The organism is Borrelia recurrentis A1 (assembly GCF_000019705.1).
GTDB lineage: Bacteria > Spirochaetota > Spirochaetia > Borreliales > Borreliaceae > Borrelia > Borrelia duttonii.
Map to the genome: position 1 here is coordinate 566,737 of NC_011244.1, position 21,836 is coordinate 588,572.

The window sequence follows — 21,836 nt, forward strand, 5'->3', positions numbered from 1 at the left end:
TTGTTTTGTTTTTAATTGTTGTTGTCTTTAAAAAGGATTAATAGTTCTCCTGGTATTAATCCTTTTGTTTGCCATAATAATTTTTCTAATTTTATGGCCCATTGTTCATATTCTTTAAATTCAGTTTTGGAGAAGTAATTGGTGTTAATTAAATAATTTGCTATATTTTCTTTTGGGAGCGCGGTTGTATATGCATAAAATTCATTCATTACTAAATAATTAAATGTGACATCATAACCTATGTTATCTAAAAAATTAATCCAAGATTTTTTGTTATTTGGTGAAATATTTTTATTCCAAAAATTAACAATTTCTTTATTGAAATTATTGTCTATAAAAAAATACATGTGTAGCATTTCATGCATAAAGATTCTCATTTGGTCTGTTTTTGACATAATTTCATCTTCGGAGTAAGTTGCAAATGTAATGTTTTTTGATTTGTTTTTAATTTTTATTATGTTATTTTCAATATATGCTAATTTGTTGGCTATAATTAAGTTTTTTAAAGTTATTTCTTCTTTATTTAATTTAATATTTGATTTTTGTGCTTCATTAAAAAATGTAATTATATCTTGGAGTCTATAATCATGACCACCCCATCCTACTTTATTTTCTAGTTCAGTATTTGATAATAATCTTCCTCTAAATTCTTTTTTTTCGAGAAAGAATGCCATTCTTTTTAACATTAAGGCTTGATCGTGCAATGTTTTAAATTTTATTATGTATACATTAGGATTTGCTATGAAATTAAAGAATTCAAAAGAATCTCTTCTGTAATTTTTTTTTGTATAATTGAAAATAAGTTTTAAGTCAGCATTTATTGGTTTATTGATTTCATAATAATCATTCATATTAATGTATCCAATTTCATTAATTTGAATCATATTGTCGTTTTTGGTAGATTTTATTTCATCATTGTGATTTTCTAGTGATGTATACTTGATGAGATTTGATAGTACTATTTTTTGTGATTCTTTTTTTGAATATAAATTTGTTATTATGGGATTTAATATTGTTTCTTTTGATTTAAAGCCTATTATTGGAAACATGTTTTTATTGAGATTAAAATTGATAGAATATCCATCCTTATCAATGAATATTTTAAATTTTTGGAGATCTGTTTTTGTTGTTTGTATACTGGATTTTTGTATTTCAATGTTATTGAAATTGATAGATTTGATATTATTTATTTTGATTTCTAATATCATTGTTTGATCTTGATTAATGATTGTTGGGATATTGTATGAGTGACTTTTGTATTGGGTGTTAATTTTTATATTTGCATTTTTGTTGTTCTTTAGATTTAATATGAGATGATCTATTTTTTCGTTATGACAGTATACTATTTTTTTATTATTGTTGATTATTATGCATTTTTTTTGATTATTAGTTTCATTGATTGCATAAAGTCTTGTCAAGAAGATTAACATCATTAAAATTCTTTTCATTACATACTATATTATAATGAAAAAAATGTGATAAATGAAAATTTAAGCAAATTTTTTACATCCTCTAGGGGAATCGAACCCCTGTTGCCAGGATGAAAACCTGGAGTCCTAGGCCACTAGACGAAGAGGACAAAAAATTGAGCTCAGTAGGACTCGAACCTACGACTCTCGCCTTAAAAGGGCGATGCTCTACCAACTGAGCTATGAGCCCAAAAACAAAATCAAGTTTATCAAAACTAATTATACCATTTATATTAAATAATGTCAACACCTTAGGATGGGCAACACTATCATTATTTTAATGAGCTGCACAGGACTCGAACCTGTGACCAGCGGGTTAAGAATCCGCTGCTCTGACCACCTGAGCTAGCAGCCCGTAGTTTATATGAACTACTAAATAGAATAAATACTTCAAGACATAATGTCAAGAATTGTGATTATTTTTTTCTATTTTTTGTAGTAAATTTTTTGCTTCTAAATGATTAGGATTTAATGTCAACAGTTTTGTTAAAGTTTCTTTTGCTAGAATTTTATTCTTTGCATTAATTCTTGACTTTGCAAGTTTTAATAGTATATTTTGATTGTTTGGGAAAAATCTTAAAGCGTTTTCATATGCAAAATCAGCTTCATTATATCTCTCAAGTTTATAAAAAGAATCTGCAGTTAGGATATATACTTTAGCTATTCGAGCTCCATTAGCATCAAGTCCGATATATTTTTGAAAATGTTTTAGAGCATTTTTATATTGTCCTTGAAAAAAGTAAGCTTCTCCTAATGCTTGAATTATTCTTGAATCATGTTTTTTTATTTCAAGTCCTTTAATAGATTCTAGTTCAGCTTTTTTATATTCTCCTGTTGCTATTAAGCTCCATATAAGTATTACTCTTGCATCTAAATTATTTGAATTGTTTTTTATTTCATTTTGAGTATTTATAATTGCTTCTTGAAATTTGCCTTGCCTGTAGAGTAAAAGAGAGTCTTCTTTCACTTGTGCTTGTATTTTGATTGTTAGGCACAAAAGTGGCAAGAAAAGGATTATTCTTAATTTTGAGTCAAAATGTTTATTTGTCATTTTTCTTCCATTTCACAATTTCCATTAAATGAGGCTCCTGCTTCTATGAATAGTTCTTTTGTTGTTATGTTGCCAATTAATTTACCAGTTTTATAAATTTTGATTGTCTCTAAAGCCTCTACATTTCCTTTCATTGTACCATGATTGAGAAAATTATTACATTTAATTTCTGCTTCTACATGGGCTTTTTCTCTTAGATATATTGAACTTGTAGAATTTATAAATCCTTTGAGTATGCCATCAATGATTATAGGCTTACTACTTTCTATATATCCTTCAAAGTTAAAATTACTCTTTATGACATTTTGGGTACTGTTTTCTTCAAATTCTAGGGTATCTATGCTCAATGTTTCTCCTAAAAATGAATGCTTATTTTTATTTTAAGCATTCATTTTTTATTTTACATTTAAATTTTAATTTATTGATTTTTAGATTTTAATCTCTTCTTTGTCCCAAAAATCTTAGTAAGTATAAAAATAAATTTATGAAATCTAAGTAAAGTTTTAAAGAAGCTACTACTGCCATTCTATTTTTGATTTCAGTACCATCTTCTAACATATTATCCATTTTAGAAATATTTTGAACATCATAGGCTGTTAAACCTGTAAATAAAATGACACCTAAAATTGAGATTAGAAAATTAAGCCCTGAACTTCTAAAGAACATGTTAAGTATAGATGCGATGATGATGCCCCATAATCCCATCATAAAATAGCTACCCATTTTTGTAAGATCTGTACTTGTTGTGTGTCCATAAAATGACATTGCAAGGAAAGTTAAAGAAGTAATTCCAAATGTATAAAATATTGAACCTTGAGTATATATCATAAATATAGAAGATAGTGTTACTCCTGTTAAAGCTGAGTACATGAGAAAAAGGGCTGTTGCTGTTCCACTTGATATTCTATTAATTGCACCACTTATTGCATAAACAAATCCGAATTGTATAAGTATTATGGCTATATATGACATTGGATTTGTGAATATTATGGCTCTAATTATTGCATTTTCAGATGTTGTGTATGCAAATATTGCAGATATTAAAAGCCCAACTGACATTAATCCAAAAACATGAGCCAAAAATTTATTTTTTATTTTTATTTCTTGTTTATCTTGCGTTAATTCAAGCATTATTATTCCTCCTTATTTATTGTTTTGTTCGTTAAATTTTTTACATAGTTCATTAAATGTTGCATTTGGAACTTTACCATATCTTAAAAATTCCATTGAAAATTCAGCTTTTCCTTGTGTAGATGATCTTAAAACAGTTGAAAATCCAAACATTTCACTTAGCGGTACTTCGGCTTCGACCTTTGAGAAAGTGCCTTCTTCAGAAGAACCTAAAATTATTCCTCTTCTTTGATTGAGTAGGCCAAACATATTTCCTTGGAATTCTGTTGGTCCTTCAAGAGTTACTTTCATAATTGGTTCTAGTATTGTAGGTTTTGCCTTATTATAAGCTTCTCTAAATGCTCCAATTGCTGCTAATTGAAATGCAATATCTGATGAATCAACAATATGGTATTGTCCATCATTAATTGTAATTTTGACTCCAACGATTGGGAATCCAATTAAGGTTCCCTTTTCCATAGCCTTTTGAAATCCTTTATCACATGATGGAATATATTCTGTTGGAATTACTCCACCTTTTATAAGATTGACAAATTCGTAAGTTTGTTCTTCTGTATCAAGTGGTTCCATAAATCCGGCAACTCTTCCAAATTGACCTGCACCACCTGATTGTTTTTTATGAGTATAATTAAATTCTGCTTTTTCTGTAATGGTTTCTCTATATGCTACTTGGGGCATTCCTGTTTCAACTTCGGCTTTAAATTCTCGTTTCATTCTCTCAATATAAACTTCTAAGTGTAATTCACCCATTCCTTGTATTATTGTTTCTTTTGATTCATTATCTACATAAGTTTTAAATGTAGGATCTTCTTTAGTAAATCGTCCAAGAGCTTTTGCCATATTGTCAGCTGATTTTTTATCTTTGGGTTTGATTGATAGAGATATTACTGGTTCTGGGATATACATTGATGTCATTGAGTAATTAATAGAAGGGTCACAGAATGTATCTCCTGATGCGCATTCTATCCCAAATAAAGCTACAATATCTCCACTGTTTCCAAATTCAATGTCTTCAGTATTATTGGCATGCATTCTAATGAGTCTTCCAACTTTAAACTTTTTAGAAGTTCTTGAATTTATTAATTCTTGTCCTTTTTTTAAAACTCCTTGATATATCCTGACATAAGTTAATTGTCCGTATTGTCCGTCTTCTAGTTTGAAAGCTAATGCTACAGTTGGTAATGTTTCGTCAGTTTTAAGTTTAATTTCTTTTTCATTTGCATTTAAGTCAAGTGCTATGTTTTGAATATCATGAGGTGAAGGTAAAAATTTATTTACAGCATCAAGTAAAAGTTGTACTCCTTTGTTTTTATATGCAGAACCCATAAATACTGGACAAAGTTTTAAAGATAAGGTTCCTGTCCTAATTGCGTTGTATATTGTCTCAAGAGCCACATTTTTTCCTTCCATATGTAGTTCCATAAGTTCATCATTAAAATCAGATAAGGCATCAAGCATTATTTTGCGCTTTTCTTCAGCCTCATTTAACAATTCAGCAGGAATTTCTTTTTCTATAATTTCTGTTCCATCTTTACCTTCAAAGTAATAGGCTTTCATAACAACAAGATCAACAACTCCCATGTGTTTATCTTCAAGTCCAATTGGAATTTGCATTAAAACTGAATTTAAGCCAAGTTTATCTTTAAGTTGATCTTTTACGTTACTAGGATTTGCTCCGGTCTTATCACATTTATTCACAAAAGCAAGTCGTGGTACATTATATCTTTTTAATTGTCTGTCAACTGTAATTGATTGAGATTGGACACCTGCAACGGAATCAAGAACAAGTATTGCTCCATCTAAAACTCTAAGTGAACGTTCAACTTCAATTGTGAAATCAACGTGACCCGGAGTATCAATAATATTGATTGGATGATTTTTCCATTCAACATGAGTTGCGGCTGATGCAATTGTGATACCTCGTTCTTTTTCAAGTTCCATTGAATCCATTGTTGCTCCAACACCATCTTTTCCCTTAACTTCATGAATAGCGTAAATTTTGTTACAATAAAATAGAATACGTTCTGTAAGTGTGGTTTTCCCTGAGTCGATATGGGCACTAATACCTATGTTGCGCAATTTTTTGTAGTCCATGGAATATTTTCCTCCTGAGCGTGTATTACTTAGAACATTAATTGTCTTTAGTATTTTACATGATTTTTTTAGAAAAGTCTATTTTAAACTCTTCAAGTTGCCTTTGACTTGAGAGAGTTTTATTTTAAGATAAGTAAATAACTTTAATTGAAGTATAAATTAGGTATGTTTCTATTCTTAATTGATTTTGTTTGACAAAAGTTTTCATATTAACATTTACATATATTATCTAATGTATAAACTATGAGAGTGTTAATGTTATTTGTTAAGTTATTACAAGATTTTTGATGTTAAGAATTATTTTGTTTTATTTTTTTGTTAGGTATTATATCTGTTTTATACTTTTATAAAAGTTAGTTTGTAAAGAAAGTTTGTTATATTGAGATTTGCTTGACTAAGTTGTGTTAAACGTATACATTTAATTATAAGGAATATATCATTTAGTAAATTTTGATTTTATTGATTAAAAATACTTAACATTATTTAATGAATTTACTCTTTCTTTACTTTATATTTTATACTCCTAAGAATAACTATTGGAGGATATAAGTTTGAATACTTTAACAATATCTCATGAATTGAGTAAGATATCTCAGGTTGATTATGATTCTGCTTTGTCTGAACTTTCTGTATTTTTTAAAGACGGAAGAGCTTATAAGTATTTTAAAATTGAGCCAAGACATTTTAACATAATATCTAAACTTGTACAAGAAAAAAAATCAGTTGGGAAATATTTAACCGAACATATATTTTACAAGTATGATCAAGAAAGGCTTTAGATTTTAAGTTTATTTTTTAATTGGCTAAGAAGGATTTGTTATGAAAATCCTTCTTAGTATAGAAATCTTTTTTTTCAATTATGTTACTTTATAGTTTCTTTAAAGAAGGAAAGGTTGTATTTGCTTTTTTTTGTAATAAAGTTTATCATGTAATTTAAGTTATTTGGTGGCCTATTACTTATTTATATGGGGGCTGTAAGAGATGAGGAAAAAATTAATTTTTATAACATTATTATTAGTTTCACTTTTTAGTACATCTTATGCCAAAGTTATATATTTTTCAGCAGGATTTAGTACACAAATTAGTCTTGAATCACTTTCTTTTTTTGGGAAAAAAACAGGTACAATATTGGATAAATTGATGAGTTCTGAATTGTTTCCTATATTGAAAAATATTAGGGTTAATTTGTTTAATCAGATAAAAGAATTTGAAAGTAGTGCACATAAGTTGCATAATTCTTTTCAAAAAAGTTTATCTCTTTTTGTTCAATTGTATAAAAACAGGAAAAGCGGTACTGGACAGGTAGAAAATATGAATGATTCTGATCTTGATGGACTTGGACCGCTTTTAAATAGTACTCATGATTTGAGATCATTTTTAATTGAATTGCGTAAATTACATCTCAACGGTACTTTTAGGAAGTTAGGTGAAAGTGGCTCGCATTTGAAAGAGCTTATCGTGGATTTAGAAAATACTGCAAAACAGGCTCTTAGTCTTAAGGATTCTCTGTTTGCTCAATTAAATGAATTTGGAGTCTATAATCAAGATGACTTGATGAAGATATGGAATGAAATTTCCACTCCTGGAACTAATTTGAATGATGCTTTAAGACAGAAATTGTCACCTTTGTTTAGTAGCGGATTTCAAGGTTATTTTCAAGTTGGACTTCCTATTTTTCAAAGTGATTTTTATTATGGTTTCGAACTTGGATTTGGGATGAATCTTGGAAGGCTTATTGTGCCACATTTAAGACTTTTAGAATCTTCTTATCCTGTTAAGTTGGGAATGGGCATTATGCCAAGATTGTTTGTTAAATATGATATTTACTATTTGGCAGCTACTCTGTTTTCAGGTTTTGGTGATAGGTCTTTAGTTGTAGATCCTATTTATGTGGGAAATTTAGCAAGTAAGAATAAGATAACCAATCCTTTTAGTCTTATTGAAACGGGTCTGAGATTAAGGTTAGCTTTTCTTAATTTTGAATCATCAGTGTTATTTTCTATTAATGATTTTAAATATAGAGACTTAAGAGTTGGGCTTGGGTTTGAAATACCAATAATTATTTAGATAATAGCATCATTGTTTATGGGTATATAGATACGTAAATATTTTTTATTGATGATGTATATCTATAGTTGCTATCTATGTTGTTAATTTAGCTTTTAAGCTAGTGTTAGGTTTTGCTTTAATGTATAAGGGGTTGTTCTTTTGTCTACTCTATTTTGTTTTGTCTTGTAAAACTTTTGATAAAGATTATCAAACTATAGCAGATGAGTATTATAAGCTTGCAAAGTTAAATGAAGAACTTGGTAATAATCAAACATCTGTTGAGCTTTATGAACAAGCTATTAAATTTGATTCTAATATAAATGCTGCTTTTGGTTACAATTTTATTTTGGCTTACGTTAATTTAAAGAGATATGAAGAGGCCGAATTAAAGCTTGGATCTTTATTGGAGAATGATAAAGATAATATTTTGTTAATTAATTTAAAAGCCTATTTATTTTTTAAGAAAGATAATTTGGAAGAGGCTTTAAAATTATATTTAAAGACTTTAGAAATAGCGCCTGCTAATCAAGAAGCGTTATTTAATGTTTTTTATATTTATCATTTGAATAAAGACATGGAAAATGCGAAGAAATATATCTTAAAATATCAAGAATTTAAATATTCTGTGCCTTCTAATGCTAGTGATATAGTTTCTTCTATTTTAAAGGATTAGGGTTAGAGATTTTTTTTTACTACTTTTGATGTCTATATTCCATGATCTTAATGTGTGAATTCATTTAGATATTTTGGAGGGTTTAATGTCATGAAAATAAAATTTTTGTTTTTAAGTTTGTGGATATTTGTTACAGTAAATGTTTTGTCAAGTGTTGATTTTGAACTTAACTTAGGTTTTGGGTTTGATTTTCCAGTTAGCACTATTTCAAATTTTTATAAAACAGCTTTGGATGTGGGTAGAGAACTTGAAAGCACTATGTCTATTTTAAAGAAAGCTAAGATTATTAGAAATTTTGCAGATATGGTTAATATTTCTAAATCAGGTTTGACTTATGGAGGATACGTGCAAATGGGAGCAAAATTTGATGATTTTTGTTCACTTGGTTTTGAACTTGGACTTGATTTTAATGTATTTAGAAGTATTAATAGTAAAGGACGATTGCATAATCTGCTTTCATTTGTTTCAGCTATTGAACCTAAATTTTATACAAGATTAGATTTCTTTATAGGAGCTGTTACATTTTTTACTGGACCTAGGGTTAATATTGCTACTGCTATCCAAGATTCTATTTTAGCTGAATTTGGAATTTTTGGTTGGGATTTGGGAGCAAGAGCTACATGTGCTTTTTTGACAATTGAAGGATATTATTGTTGGAATATTCAGAATAATAAATTTTCTGATTTTAAATTTGGTGTAGGTCTTGAGTTTGGCGTTGTTTAGGGCATTATATAGTCTTTAATAAATATTGATAGAATTTGGGTATTTTTTATTTGTAATGGAGATTGTTATTTTTGAAAATTTTTTTAAACTTGTATGAATTATTTATATTAATGTACAATAAAGTAAAGATTTTCTGTTTGAATATGGAGTTTTAACATTGAGCTTGCTTATGAAAAAGTCAATAGGAATTATTGCATGTCCTGGAGGTCGGGTATTTGCAGAGAAAATAATGGCAGAACTTAATACAATATTTTTAGATGCTGAGAATAAAGTTATTGAACAAATTTCGCAAACTTCTAATTGTTCAAAGGAAGATGTTTTGAAATTTGAAGGAATTTTATCTTCTTTTTTAGAGGGACTTGAATTTTCTAATTTAAGGTTTGATGAGACTATGGAAATTCCTGTAAATTTTATTAAATTTGCTAATGGTGAGTTTAAGTCAGAGATTTTAAAAACTATCAGAAATAAAGATATTTTTATTGTACAAGATGTTTCTAATATTTATCCAGTTACTGTAAATAATAATGAAGAAGTAGTGATGACAGTTAATGATCATTTGATGAACTTAATGACTACAGTAGACGCGTGCATGCAGGCTAAGGCCAATTCTGTTAGTGTTATTGTTCCTTCTTATCCTTACTCAAGGCAAGATAAAAAACATTCACGAGAAGGGCTAACAGCAAGTCTTTTTGGAAGATTTTTGGAAGAATTGAGAGTAAAACATATTTTAACATTGGATATTCATTCAAAGGCTATTGAAAATGTCTTTAGAAAGTCGTATTTTGAAAATTTGAATGCATCTTATGAAATTTTTGATGCTTTAGCCGAACTTATAGATATTAGAGATTCTAACTTAGTAGTTGTATCTCCTGACACAGGAGCTGTTAATCGAAATAAGTTTTTTGCATCTAATCTTAAGAGACCCTTGGCTTTGCTTTATAAAGAGAGAGATTACTCAAAGGTAACGCATAATGTTACTGATTCAAACATTTCTGTTACTAAATTGTTGGGAGATGTTGAGGGTAAAAATGTTTTTATGAGTGATGATATTTTGGCTACTGGTGGTACTTTTATTAAAGCAGTGAAATTGTTAAAAAGTATGGGAGCTAAAAAGATTATATGTGCAGTAAGTTTACCATTTTTTAATGGAGATGCCATTAGGTATTTTGATAAAGCCTATGAGGAAGGTTATTTTTATAAGATAATTGGAACAAATGCTGTTTATCATGATGATAAACTTCTTAGTAAACCTTGGTACTATGAAGCTAATGTTGCACATCTTTTTGCAGGTGCAATTTTTGCAATTCATAATAGAGTTAGTTTGCAAAGAATTCTTGATAGAAGCCATGACATTCAAAATTTGATTTCTAAGAGTTAATTTTATGAATGTACTCAGTATTGATGTTGGTACTAGTACTTTAAAATCTGCTTTAATAAATTCTCATTATGGGATTTTAGGGTGTCTTGATATAAATTATTTTGATTATTTTAATGTAAATTTTGAAAATTTTGATTATAAAATATGGATCTTTGCTTTAAAGAAAATAATGTCTCATTTTATGTATAGAAAAATTGATTGTATTTCTATTAGTGGTATCTCTCCATGTTTAATAGCTCTTGATTCAAATTTAATTCCTTTAGAAGTGTTACATTGGAATTCTTCTAAAGTAGTTAAAAATTATAAAGGAAAATCAACTTTTTTGCCCTTTGTTCTTAGTACATTTGAAAGAGGAATTTATGATAAAGTTAGATATTTCGTTTCGTGTTTTGAATATTTAATTTATTTACTTACAGGTAATTTGGTTACAAGCTATCCTAGTTTGTCTTATATTCCTTTTATTTGGAATAATATTGAACTTAAAGAATATAATCTTGATACAAGTAAATTCCCTCCTTTTTTAAGAATGGGAGAAATTGTTGGGCAGGTTACTAAGCGTGCTAGTATTGAATTTGGTATTAATAGTGGCATTAATGTAATTAATGCTGGAATTGATTATTTAAGTGTTCTTATTGGAAGTGGAGCTTTTTTTTCTGGAATAGTATCAAATAGAATGGGTACTAGCGAAGGTTTTAATTTTGTCTCAGATACGTATTTATTAGATTTTTCTTTGATATATCCTTATTTCTTAGATAATTTGTTTATTATTGGAAGAATAGTTCCTTCTGGATATTTATTGCAATTACTTAAAGATAGATTGTTTCAGAAGGAAAAATCATTTGGAGAATTTCTTGAAAAAATTTCTGCAATATATACGCCAAGTAATATTTATTTTTATTTAAATAAAAAAGAACTTTTTTGTGATTATATTTTAATAGATCCACAAATAAAGAATAATTTAAATGAAGGCATTGTGGGAAAGTTAGATGATCCTTTACAGATAGGAATTGCAATTCTTGAGTCTTCTTATTTTTCATTTTATAATAGGATGCTTAATCTTAAGTCTTGTAAAAGAGATATCTTAGATATTTTTGTAAGTGGGACTAATTCAGATAATTTATTTTTAAATAAGCTTAAAGCTAATATTATTGGGAAAGATTTAAAAATTTTTGAATTTAAACATTCTGAGATTGCTGGTAATGCAATTTTGGCATTTTGTTGTTTGAAAGAATTTGATAATTTAGAGGATGCATTTAAAAAACTTGTTAAAATAAAGCGTATTGTGTCCTTTAATGCCAATATGCATGATATTTATTTGGAAAAATATCATAATTATGTTTCTAATTTTAATCTATTTGTTAATAGTTAATATGTAAGCATCCTTAAATTCATTTGAATTTGATATTTTTTGAAGATCAATCTTTGCTTCTGATATAGTTTTATATGGTCCAGATCTGACCCTATATGTGTCTTTGTCATTTATTGTTGCTGAATATATTTTTGCATTTATTTTATATTTCATTAGTTCTTGGATATTATTGTCAGCAGTAATTGGATCTGAGAGCGATGCAAATTGTATATAATATTCCTTTTGAGGATCATATTTGCTTTCAAGTTTATTATAATTTTGTTTTTTTTTGATTTCTTGACTTGCCTTTGCATTAATTTTTTTTGGTTTGAGTGTTTTTGCTTGTGTTTGTGTTTTTTTTGGTATATTTGGTTTTACAATTTGTGCTTCTTTTTTGTGAATAATTTCTTTATTATTTTTATCCATATTATTATTGAAATTTGTGTCTTCTTTATTGGTTTTTGTAAGGTCAATTATGATTTCATTTGGTTTGTCAGTTATTGATAGAGTATCTTGATTATTTTCATTTTCTGTAGATTTTTCATTTTTTGTTTCTTGCAAAATAATATTTTTGCCTGCAATGTCAGAGGCCAAATTTTTATTTGGGAAAAAAATAATTATTCCAAGAAATATAATTGCACAAACAGTTACAATTGAAGTTAATGCTACTAAGAATCCTTTGTTATTATTGTTATTAAAATCTCTCATTATGTTACCTCTCTCATCTTAGCCCTAATTTTTCTTTTTAAATATTCATAACTCTTATTGTTAATTATATTTATTATTTTTGAATTTATAATATTTTTATTGAAAAAAATATCTTTTTGCCATTTAAGTATGTTTATAATTAATTTGTCATCAATATTGCGATTTAATTTTAGCCTATTTTTTATTATCTCATCATTTGCTTTTATTATAAATATGTGTTTACAAAATTTTGCAAGGTCTAGTTTAAAAAGTAGTGCGGCATTGATTATAATTTTGTTAGACTTATTTGTTAATATTATTTGTTCTATTTTTTGATGTATGATGGGATGTGTTATTTTTTCTAATATTTGTAGCTTTTCTTTATCATAAAAGACTATATTGCGAAGTTTTATTCTGTCTATTTCATTTATATTATTTAATATTTTATTGCCAAAAGTTTTAATTATTGTATTTTTTTTTTCTTCTAAAATGATATGACCTATTTTATCTGCATTAATTTCATAAAAATCATATTCGTTACTAATGATTTTTGACACAGTGTCTTTTCCGGTTGATATTCTACCAGTTATTCCAATTATTGATGAATGTCTCCCCATGATTTTCCAGTTTCAATATTTGTTTTTAAAGGAATCTTTAAAGGATAAGCATTTTCCATCATTTCTTTTATTATTATTTGTGCCTTTTCACATTCTTCTTCTGGTGATTCAATTAACATTTCATCGTGTACTTGTAAGAGTATTTTTGATTTTAGATTGTTATTTTTAAATTCATTATATACTTTAATCATTGCAATTTTCATTATATCAGATGCACTTCCTTGAATTATACTATTTATTGCCATTCGTTCAGCACCTGTTCTTTCTAAATAATTTTGACTATTAATTTCTCTTATGTATCTTCTTCTCTTTAAAAGGGTTTCACTGTATCCATTTTGCTTTACAAAATCTATTTGATTTTGTATAAAAGTTTTTATTTTAGAATAAAGATTAAAATATGAATCGATAAAATTTTGTGCTTCATCTCTTTTAATGGATAACTCTTGTGAAAGTCTAAAAGCTGACATTCTATAAATTATTCCAAAATTAATTGATTTTGCTATTCTTCTCATTGAAGGTGTTATGTTGGCTTCATCTACCTTAAAGAGTTTTGATGCTGTTTGTATGTGAATATCTTTTTTATGTGTAAAAGCTTCAATTAGTGATTCGTCTTCTGAGAGATGTGCTAATATTACAAGTTCTATTTGTGAATAATCTGCAGATATGAAAATATTGCCTTTAGTAGGTTTGAATGCTGCTCTTATTTTTCTTCCTCTTTCATTTTTGATTGGTATGTTTTGTAGATTGGGTGCAGTACTTGAAATTCGTCCCGTTGCTGTTTTTGTTTGCATAAAGTTCGTATGTATTTTGTTTGTTTTTTCGTTTATAAATTCTATTAAATTATCGGTATATGTATTTTTTAGTTTTGCAAGTTGTCTGTAGTTTATGAGTTTTTCTATAGATTCATGCTGATCTTTTATTGTCTCTAGCACCTTGATATCTGTTGAATCTTGCTTAACATTTTTTGATACTATAATATTTAATTTTTCAAATAAAATCGTATGTAATTGTTTGCTTGAATTTAGATTAAATTCAATGCCTATACTTTGTATTACTTCATTCTCAATTGTTTTTAATTCTTGTTCAAGTTCATGGCCATATTGTGTTAAGTAATTGCTGTCAAGGTAAATGCCATTTTCTTCTATTTCTATAATGACATTGCTAAATGGCATTTCTATGTTTTTCATTAGGCTTTCAAGATTGTCTTCTTTGAGCTTTTTTCTCAAGATATTAAATAATCTGAAGGTAATGTCAGCATCTTCAGCAGCATAGTTGGATGCTATTTCAAGTGGTATATCTTTAAGAGTACTATGTTGTGGTACTATTTCTTCGTATTTAATGTTTTTATGCATTAGATATTTTGCTGCTAAAAAGTCAAGAGATACTTTTGTGTTTGGATCAATAACATATGCTGCTATCATTGTATCGAAATATGCAGAGATGACATTAAATCCATGTCTTTTTAGTACTTTGTAATCAAATTTATAATTTTGACCAATTAATTTTGGTTGTGAGTTAAACAATTCATTAAATTTTTGTATTATGTAATCTTTTCCAATAGAATTTTTTTCTTTGGTTTCTATGGGAATATAGTAACTTTCAAATTCTTTAAATGAAACTGAAATTCCAATTATATTTGATTCATAAACATTAATAGAAGTTGTTTCTGTGTCTATTGCTATATAGCTTGCTTTTTTTAGTTGTTCTATTAGTAAATCCAGTTCTTCTTTTTTTAATATTGTTTTATATTTGACATTTTCTTCTTGTATTGTCTTAAGAGTATTTGCATATAATGTTGTTGATTGTAAATCTTTTGTATTTTCTTTATTTGCTTTTGTTTTATTGATATCAAAGATTGATTTTTGCATTGTATTTATAATATTTTTTTTCTTTAATAGAGATTTGTAAGATTTAATGAGGGTTGTTGCAGAATATTCTTCAAATAGTAAAATAATATCTTCTTTTAAATTTTCTAGTCTAAATGTTTCAAGTGATGGTAATTCTAGATCTTCTACAAGACTTATAAGTTTATAACTTAAAAAAGCATTTTCTTTTTCTCTTAGTAAGATTTCTCTGTATTTATTATTTATTAAAGATAAGTTTTCATATATTCCATTTAATGTGTGAAATTCATTTAATAATTTAGCAGCACCTTTTTGTCCAATTCCTTTAATTCCTGGGATGTTGTCTGAGGGGTCTCCAACAATGGATAAATAGTCTTTGATTTGAGATTTATTTATTCCAAATTTTTTTATAACATAATCATTGTTCATTTCTAAAAAGCTACTATTTTCAATTTTAAATATTTTGGTTTGATTTGATATTAATTGTAATAAGTCTTTATCTGGAGAGATAATATAAGTCAAGTAATTGTTTTGTTCTGCCTTTTTTGTAAAACTGGCTATAAGATCATCAGCTTCATATCCTTGTAGTTCAAACATTGGGATATTTGCTTTTATTAATCCTTCTTTTATCCAATGAATTTGTGGAATTAGGTTGTCTGGAGGAGCATCTCTTGTTGCTTTGTAACTTGGGTATTGTTTTTGTCTAAATGTTTGTGTTTCTGAATCAAAAGTGACAATTAGATTTTCTGGTTTTTTTTCCTTTATGATAAAGAAAAGAGTTTTAAAAAAACCAATAAATGCGCTGACATTTTCTCCTTTACTATTTGTTAAAGGATTGTTTTTCATAACGTGATAGTTTCTAAAAATTATGTTTAATGCATCTATTAAGTAAATTTCTTTCATATTATAACATCTAATAAAATTGGTTCTTTATGGTTAAATGAACTTTTGAAAAATTGTATTTTTGGTATTGCTTTTTTTTGAGCAAATATTTTTTTTAACATTTTATATGTATTTTCATATTGAGTGTATATCATTTTTTTTAATGATAAAGCATATTTAATTAATTTGTTAATTTCTTCTTGTATTTGTTCTTGTGTTTTTAACCATGAATTTATGGTTGTATAATAGTTGTTGATTGAATTTACAATTAGATCTTTTTTAGGATTTGTGATTTCTAATATATCTATTATTCCTTGAGTGATTTTTGTATTTTCAAATTCTAAGATAGCTTTTAATTTTTTTAGTTCAAGTATTAGATCTTGTAAATATTTTTTTAAGATTACATTTGTATTAACCGACAATATTTATTCCTAATTTCTTTTTAATGATAATATTATTGTCTTTTTTAAGTAATGCTTTCCAAGCTGTGTGAAGATTTTTGAGGTGCTTTAAGACTTCTTGGATATTATCTATATTTTTTTCTAATGTGACACTTTCTAATGTTTTATTTAAAAAGGAGTATATTGAGAATAGGTTATTTGAAATATCCCCACCATCTTCAAAATTTAGTGTAGACATTAATTCTATAATAATATCTTGTGCATGATAAACTTTTTCATCAGCTTTTGTTGTGCTGTTTGGGTCTTTATTTTTATAAAATTCTTTAGCAACTTCTAAATCTTGTATTGCTTTTTCATATAGCATTACTAATATTGATATTGAACTTGATGTGTTGACTTGTGTTTTTTTGTAAATATCTTCTTTTCTTAGCAAGGATTTTCTCCTAATTTAATGTTTTTATTTGTTCTGCTATCTGTTCTTCTCTGAAAGGTTTTGTAATATATCCTTTTGCTCCAAGTTGTAGGGCTTTTGCAATAAGTTCTTGTTTTCCAAGTGCTGTGACCATTAATATGTTTAGTTTGCGTTCAAGATTTTTGTTAAGTGCATTTATTTTTTCAAGTGCTGTAATTCCATCCATTCCCATCATAGTTATATCAAGAGTTATTAGATGAAGTGTTTCTTGTTTTTTAAATTCCTGAATAGCCTGAATACCATCTTCTGCTTCTAAAAACTCATTGAATCCTAAATTTTTTAGTATTTTAATTAAATTTTTGCGCATAAAAATAGAATCATCAACTATTAAAGCTTTTTTATTTTCTTCCAATTTCCATACTCCTTCATCTAATTTTAACATAATCGGGTATTAAAAATCATTTAATAAAAAAAGATATAATCCATTTTATATTTACTCTAAATTTTAGGATAAATAGATTTATTACTCAGTAATCCGTATGGATATTTTATATTTTTTTGTAAAATTATATTGTGGTTTTTGTAATGGGATTGATGTTGAATTATGGGTAAAGATATAAAAGATGAAATTTTATCTTTAAGGGATGCCATTAAAAAATGGGATAGGGAATATTATGTTGATTCGTCACCTACTGTGGGCGATGTTACCTATGATAAAGCTCTTTTGAGACTTCAATATTTGGAGAATAGGTATCCTGAATATAAAACTTTAGATTCTCCTACGCTTAAATTTGGAAGTGATCTTTTAAATGATTTTAAAGAGATTGAACATTCTTATCCTATATTGAGTTTAGATAAGGCCTATGATGTTAAAGAATTATTATTATGGGTTGAGAAAATGAGTTTAGAAGGTTCTAATTTGGGATTTGATATGGGAATTTCAGCTGAACCTAAAATAGATGGATGTTCAATTGTTCTTTATTATAAAGATGGAATACTTGAGAAAGCTTTAACCAGGGGCGATGGTAGATTTGGTAATAATGTGATTGAAAATGTGAGAACAATTAAGAATGTTCCTCTATGCATTGGAGAACGGGTTGAATTGGTATTGAGAGGTGAAATTTATATTACCAAAAAAGATTTTTTGAAAATAAATCATACATTAGATGATTCTTATATTAATGCTAGAAATTTGACTTCAGGTATATTGAGAAGAATAAATAGTAGAGAAGTTGTTAACTTTCCCTTAGATATTTTTGTTTATGATATTTTATATTCCAGTTTGAAATTAAATACTAATCATGATGCTTTTGATAAGCTTAAACATTTTGGTTTTAAACTTAATCCTTTTTGTAAGTTTTTTTGTGGTAAAAACTTGGGAGAAAATATTATTAATTATGTAAAGGAAATAGAAGAACAGAGAGAGCGTTTTGAATATGAGATTGATGGTGTTGTTTTAAAGGTTAATGATTTTCGTTTACGAGATGTTTTGGGATATACTTCTCATCATCCTAAATGGTCAATTGCTTATAAGTTTGAGTCTTTGAGAGCTGTTAGTAAGGTAATTGATATAGTTGTTCAGGTTGGACGTAGTGGTAAAATTACTCCTGTTGCAAATATAGAGAAAGTACTTATTGCAGGAGCTTTTATTACCAGTGCAAGTTTACATAATCAGGATTACATAGATTCTATTGGTTTAAATGTTAAAGATGTTGTTGCAATTTCAAGGCGTGGAGATGTAATTCCTGCCGTTGAATTGGTTGTAGAAAAACTTTCTGTTGGTAATTTTAAAATTCCAAATTATTGTCCTTCATGTAAAAAGTCTTTAATAAAAGAGGGTGCACATCTTTTTTGTGTTAATATACATTGTCCTTTGAAGATTATGGGACATATAAAGTATTTTTGTAGTAAAAAATGTATGAATATTGTGGGACTTTCAGAAAAAACAATTGAATTTCTTTTTAATATGAATTTTATATCTTCAGAAATAGATCTCTATACATTTGATTTTGATAGGCTTATTGGTCTTAAGGGATTTAATTTTAAAAGGGTAAATAAGTTAAAGCGTTCTATTGAAGAGAGTAAAAATAGACCGTTTAAAAAATTACTTCTTGCTATGGGTATTAAGGATCTGGGCATTAATACAATATTATTGTTAATCAACAATAATTTAAATTCATTTGATGCAATTAGTTTGCTTTGTCAAGATAATAAAAATGCACTTGTTAAACTTTTAGATATTAAAGGGATAGGAGAAAGAATAGCTTTCAATATTATTAGAGCCTTTAATGATAAGATTATCCTTGATAAATTTAACTTTTTTAAGAAATTAGGATTTAAGATGCAAGAAGATAGTATGAATTGTGTTATAGATTCTTCTTTTTTATTTGGTAAAAAATTTTGTATAACAGGATCTTTTGATGAGTATTCCAGACATGTTCTTATTGATAAAATTACTAAAAAAGGTGCTATTTTTCACAGTGCAGTTAGTAGATATTTAGATTTTTTACTTGTTGGGAAAAGTCCTGGATTAAAATTAAAAAAAGCTAATAATTTGGGCATTAAAATTCTTAGTCTTTTTGATATTAAAAATTTAGTCAATTTAGATGATTAAACTTATTTTATTATTCTTACGTTTCTAAATTCCGATGCTAAGTTTTTGTATAGAGTATTTATATCATTTGTGTATTCTACTTTTATTAAATTACGAAAAAATTTTTCTTTATGTTTTAGTGATGGATTAATAAAGTGAGTTTTGACATTATATTTTGGGATTAATTTGTAAATTTCTTTTGCCCTATGTAGATTTTTTGTTGGTTCTATTTCAATATAATATCCATTGGATTTTTTAAAATCAAATTCATTACTTTGGACTTTAAAATTATAATTATTTAAATGTGTATCTGGATATATCTTAAATTCAGCGTTTTTTATTATGGCATTTTTATTTGTTGTTTGTATATCTTGTGGATAGGAGCCTTGTGTTATTTGTTGTGATTTTCTGTTTTTGTGTTTTGTTGAATCTTTTTTTACATATTTTGTTAAACCTTCTTTAAGTTTTAGAATGTCATTTTCATTATTTGTCAATCTTTTATCTAATATATTGATTTGATCTTGTTTTTGTTGAATTATATTTTTATTTTCTTTGTATAATTCTTCGTTTTTTTCAATCTTATTTTTTAGTGAATTTATTATTTTTTCTATTGAAAGTAAGTTATTTTCAATATTTTTGAAGCTATTGTCATGGTCATTTTTGAATTTTGTTAATTCTTGGTGGAATGCTAATAGGATTTCTCCATTATTATTAATTTTACTATCAAGTTCGCCTAGTTTATGAATATTGTTGTTAATGGAATCTTTATTGTTATTAATTTTACTATCAAGGTCACCTAATATTTGAGTGTGATTATTAAGGGAATCTTTATTGTTATTAATTTTATTATCAAGGTCACCTAATATTTGAGTGTGATTATTAAGGGAATCTTTATTGTTATTAATTTTACTATCAAGGTCACCTAATATTTGAGTGGGATTATTAAGGGAATCTTTGTTGTTATTAATTTTACTATCAAGGTCACCTAATAGTTGAGTATGATTATTAAGGGAATCTTTATTATTATTAATTTTACTATCAAGGTCACCTAATATTTGAGTGTGATTATTAAGGGAATCTTTATTATTATTAATTTTACTATCAAGGTCACCTAATATTTGAGTGTGATTATTAAGGGAATCTTTGTTGTTATTAATTTTACTATCAAGGTCACCTAATAGTTGAATGTGATTATTAAGGGAATCTTTATTATTATTAATTTTACTATCAAGGTTACCTAATATTTGAGTATGATTATTAAGAGAATCTTTGTTGTTATTAATTTTACTATCAAGGTTACCTAATATTTGAGTGTGATTATTAAGAGAATCTTTGTTATTATTAATTTTACTATCAAGGTTACCTAATATTTGAGTATGATTATTAAGAGAATCTTTGTTGTTATTAATTTTACTATCAAGGTTACCTAATATTTGAGTGTGATTATTAAGAGAATCTTTGTTATTATTAATTTTATTATCAAGGTTACCTAATATTTGAGTGTGATTATTAAGGGAATCTTTATTGTTATTAATTTTACTATCAAGTTTATTTAGTATAGTATTTTCTGAGTTGGAATATTCTTTTTCTTGAATATATGTATCGTATGTATTTTCTGTGGGTGGGTAATTGTAACTTTCATTTGGTATATATTCTTTTTGATTGTCTTCATATCTTTGTTCATTGTAATCATTATAATCATTGTTTTTTGCTTGATAAGAGTCTTGATAAGGATCATTTAGTAAATTTTCTTTTGTATTAATTAAATATTTTATTCTTTCAATTTTTTCTTTTAAACTTTTAATTAGCATTGCATATTCTTCATTCTTTCTTTTGATTGATTCTATATTTGTATCATTTAAAAGATTTTCTATGTTTGTTATTTTTTTTTCATAGTTTTTAATTCTAAATTTTAAGTTGTCTATATTTTGTATGAACCAATCATCATCCATATTATTTTGTTCGAAATCGGAATCTTTTGTAAAGATGTTATTTCTTATTTGTCTGTTATTTGCTATTTGGATTTGTGATGAATCTTTGAAACTCAGTTTATTAAGTTGTTTTTTAAATGTGTGTATATCATTTTCTTTTGAAACTTTATTTTGTTTGAAATAAATGGTTTTTTCTTCATTATTTTGATTGTTAAAATCTTCATTTAGATCTTCTTTAGGAATATAAATTGTTGAATAGTTGAACATGTAATCTTTGGTTATGTATTGTTTTTGTTCTCCAAAAAGTAATGTACACGAGATCAACATAAAAATTTTATGGATCATGGAAACTATTTTTTTATATTTACCCATAAACATCAAACCTCATGAATATTATTTGATATTCATTTTAATTTTGATATTATCATAGTTTTTAAAATTGATCAAAAGAAAACAAGATTATTTATGTAATAATTATGAATTATTATTGTGATTATTGTAGTTTAAATTACAATTTAGTACATATTGATTTATATGTTGAATAACATAATTT

General features: G+C 26.6%; 19 protein-coding genes and 3 tRNA genes. 7 read left to right on the top strand and 15 right to left on the bottom strand.

Translation table 11 applies throughout. The features are described from left to right. Window positions 1-11: 11 nt before the first annotated feature. The 8 genes from BRE_RS02705 to fusA all read right to left on the bottom strand — a co-directional run bounded on the left by BRE_RS02705 (window position 12) and on the right by fusA (window position 5,745). Window positions 12-1,448, bottom strand: coding sequence for a hypothetical protein (locus BRE_RS02705; protein WP_012538969.1), 1,437 nt, complete (start codon window positions 1,446-1,448; stop codon window positions 12-14). 58 nt (window positions 1,449-1,506) lie between these two features. Further along, a tRNA-Glu gene (locus BRE_RS02710) sits at window positions 1,507-1,579 on the bottom strand. Between the two features lie 7 nt (window positions 1,580-1,586). After that, a tRNA-Lys gene (locus BRE_RS02715) sits at window positions 1,587-1,659 on the bottom strand. A gap of 91 nt (window positions 1,660-1,750) precedes the next feature. Beyond that, a tRNA-Lys gene (locus tag BRE_RS02720) sits at window positions 1,751-1,824 on the bottom strand. 48 nt (window positions 1,825-1,872) lie between these two features. Continuing rightward, window positions 1,873-2,520, bottom strand: a complete 648-nt coding sequence (locus BRE_RS02725; protein ID WP_012538970.1) for a tetratricopeptide repeat protein — start codon at window positions 2,518-2,520, stop codon at window positions 1,873-1,875. Further along, complete coding sequence (locus tag BRE_RS02730; protein WP_012538971.1) at window positions 2,517-2,867, bottom strand: bactofilin family protein; 351 nt, start codon at window positions 2,865-2,867, stop codon at window positions 2,517-2,519. The genes BRE_RS02725 and BRE_RS02730 overlap by 4 nt, the downstream gene beginning before the upstream one ends. 88 nt (window positions 2,868-2,955) lie before the next feature. Next, window positions 2,956-3,651: a Bax inhibitor-1/YccA family protein gene (locus tag BRE_RS02735; protein WP_012538287.1), complete on the bottom strand. Its 696-nt coding sequence runs from the start codon at window positions 3,649-3,651 to the stop codon at window positions 2,956-2,958. Between the two features lie 12 nt (window positions 3,652-3,663). Further along, window positions 3,664-5,745 carry an elongation factor G gene (gene fusA / locus BRE_RS02740; RefSeq protein WP_012538972.1) on the bottom strand — a complete coding sequence of 694 codons (2,082 nt, stop codon included), beginning with the start codon at window positions 5,743-5,745 and terminating at the stop codon, window positions 3,664-3,666. Between the two features lie 551 nt (window positions 5,746-6,296). Here fusA and BRE_RS02745 point away from each other — a divergent pair. The 6 genes from BRE_RS02745 (at window position 6,297) to BRE_RS02770 (ending at window position 11,937) form a co-directional block, all read left to right on the top strand. Further along, window positions 6,297-6,524 (top strand): KTSC domain-containing protein, encoded by a 228-nt coding sequence (locus tag BRE_RS02745; protein WP_041178131.1) that lies wholly within the window; start codon window positions 6,297-6,299, stop codon window positions 6,522-6,524. Between the two features lie 202 nt (window positions 6,525-6,726). Then, a complete protein-coding gene (locus tag BRE_RS02750; protein ID WP_012538974.1) occupies window positions 6,727-7,812 on the top strand; it encodes a hypothetical protein in 1,086 nt (361 codons plus the stop codon). Between the two features lie 121 nt (window positions 7,813-7,933). Beyond that, window positions 7,934-8,467, top strand: a complete 534-nt coding sequence (locus BRE_RS02755) for a tetratricopeptide repeat protein (RefSeq protein ID WP_041178132.1) — start codon at window positions 7,934-7,936, stop codon at window positions 8,465-8,467. Window positions 8,468-8,557: 90 nt separating this feature from the next. Then, window positions 8,558-9,190, top strand: coding sequence for a hypothetical protein (locus BRE_RS02760; RefSeq protein ID WP_025400801.1), 633 nt, complete (start codon window positions 8,558-8,560; stop codon window positions 9,188-9,190). Between the two features lie 157 nt (window positions 9,191-9,347). Next, window positions 9,348-10,568, top strand: coding sequence for a ribose-phosphate pyrophosphokinase (locus BRE_RS02765; RefSeq protein WP_012538977.1), 1,221 nt, complete (start codon window positions 9,348-9,350; stop codon window positions 10,566-10,568). A gap of 4 nt (window positions 10,569-10,572) precedes the next feature. Beyond that, a complete protein-coding gene (locus BRE_RS02770) occupies window positions 10,573-11,937 on the top strand; it encodes an FGGY-family carbohydrate kinase (RefSeq protein WP_012538978.1) in 1,365 nt (454 codons plus the stop codon). On the opposite strand, the gene BRE_RS02775 is transcribed toward BRE_RS02770, so the two are convergent. The 6 genes from BRE_RS02775 to BRE_RS02800 are packed head-to-tail and all read right to left on the bottom strand — an operon-like array spanning window position 11,920 to window position 17,171. Then, window positions 11,920-12,624 (bottom strand): SPOR domain-containing protein, encoded by a 705-nt coding sequence (locus tag BRE_RS02775; protein ID WP_012538979.1) that lies wholly within the window; start codon window positions 12,622-12,624, stop codon window positions 11,920-11,922. The genes BRE_RS02770 and BRE_RS02775 overlap by 18 nt on opposite strands. After that, entirely contained in the window at window positions 12,624-13,220 is a 597-nt protein-coding gene (gene coaE / locus BRE_RS02780; protein ID WP_012538296.1) for a dephospho-CoA kinase, read from the bottom strand. The genes BRE_RS02775 and coaE overlap by 1 nt, the downstream gene beginning before the upstream one ends. After that, window positions 13,199-15,967, bottom strand: coding sequence for a DNA polymerase I (polA, locus tag BRE_RS02785; RefSeq protein WP_012538980.1), 2,769 nt, complete (start codon window positions 15,965-15,967; stop codon window positions 13,199-13,201). The genes coaE and polA overlap by 22 nt, the downstream gene beginning before the upstream one ends. Continuing rightward, entirely contained in the window at window positions 15,964-16,368 is a 405-nt protein-coding gene (locus BRE_RS02790) for a hypothetical protein (RefSeq protein WP_012538981.1), read from the bottom strand. Before BRE_RS02790 ends, polA begins: the two co-directional genes overlap by 4 nt. Beyond that, window positions 16,358-16,780: a flagellar export chaperone FliS gene (gene fliS / locus BRE_RS02795; RefSeq protein WP_012538299.1), complete on the bottom strand. Its 423-nt coding sequence runs from the start codon at window positions 16,778-16,780 to the stop codon at window positions 16,358-16,360. The genes BRE_RS02790 and fliS overlap by 11 nt, the downstream gene beginning before the upstream one ends. 10 nt (window positions 16,781-16,790) lie before the next feature. Then, window positions 16,791-17,171 carry a response regulator gene (locus BRE_RS02800; RefSeq protein ID WP_038366406.1) on the bottom strand — a complete coding sequence of 127 codons (381 nt, stop codon included), beginning with the start codon at window positions 17,169-17,171 and terminating at the stop codon, window positions 16,791-16,793. Between the two features lie 192 nt (window positions 17,172-17,363). Here BRE_RS02800 and ligA point away from each other — a divergent pair, with 192 nt between their 5' ends. Further along, window positions 17,364-19,373 carry an NAD-dependent DNA ligase LigA gene (ligA, locus tag BRE_RS02805; RefSeq protein WP_012538983.1) on the top strand — a complete coding sequence of 670 codons (2,010 nt, stop codon included), beginning with the start codon at window positions 17,364-17,366 and terminating at the stop codon, window positions 19,371-19,373. A 2-nt stretch (window positions 19,374-19,375) separates the two neighbouring features. Here ligA and BRE_RS02810 read toward each other — a convergent pair whose 3' ends face one another. Next, the gene (locus tag BRE_RS02810; protein WP_232212696.1) at window positions 19,376-21,550 is read right to left on the bottom strand and encodes a coiled-coil domain-containing protein; all 2,175 of its coding nucleotides are present in this window, start codon (window positions 21,548-21,550) and stop codon (window positions 19,376-19,378) included. Between the last annotated feature and the right edge of the window lie 286 nt (window positions 21,551-21,836).

Bases quoted from the DNA above. Each gene is read 5' to 3' on its own strand.
- BRE_RS02705 (WP_012538969.1), bottom strand. From the start codon at position 1,448: ATGAAAAGAATTTTAATGATGTTAATCTTCTTGACAAGACTTTATGCA.
- BRE_RS02725 (WP_012538970.1), bottom strand. From the start codon at position 2,520: ATGACAAATAAACATTTTGACTCAAAATTAAGAATAATCCTTTTCTTG.
- BRE_RS02735 (WP_012538287.1), bottom strand. From the start codon at position 3,651: ATGCTTGAATTAACGCAAGATAAACAAGAAATAAAAATAAAAAATAAA.
- fusA (WP_012538972.1), bottom strand. From the start codon at position 5,745: ATGGACTACAAAAAATTGCGCAACATAGGTATTAGTGCCCATATCGAC.
- BRE_RS02750 (WP_012538974.1), top strand. From the start codon at position 6,727: ATGAGGAAAAAATTAATTTTTATAACATTATTATTAGTTTCACTTTTT.
- BRE_RS02755 (WP_041178132.1), top strand. From the start codon at position 7,934: ATGTATAAGGGGTTGTTCTTTTGTCTACTCTATTTTGTTTTGTCTTGT.
- BRE_RS02760 (WP_025400801.1), top strand. From the start codon at position 8,558: ATGAAAATAAAATTTTTGTTTTTAAGTTTGTGGATATTTGTTACAGTA.
- BRE_RS02770 (WP_012538978.1), top strand. From the start codon at position 10,573: ATGAATGTACTCAGTATTGATGTTGGTACTAGTACTTTAAAATCTGCT.
- BRE_RS02775 (WP_012538979.1), bottom strand. From the start codon at position 12,624: ATGAGAGATTTTAATAACAATAATAACAAAGGATTCTTAGTAGCATTA.
- coaE (WP_012538296.1), bottom strand. From the start codon at position 13,220: ATGGGGAGACATTCATCAATAATTGGAATAACTGGTAGAATATCAACC.
- polA (WP_012538980.1), bottom strand. From the start codon at position 15,967: ATGAAAGAAATTTACTTAATAGATGCATTAAACATAATTTTTAGAAAC.
- ligA (WP_012538983.1), top strand. From the start codon at position 17,364: ATGGGTAAAGATATAAAAGATGAAATTTTATCTTTAAGGGATGCCATT.
- BRE_RS02810 (WP_232212696.1), bottom strand. From the start codon at position 21,550: ATGTTCAACTATTCAACAATTTATATTCCTAAAGAAGATCTAAATGAA.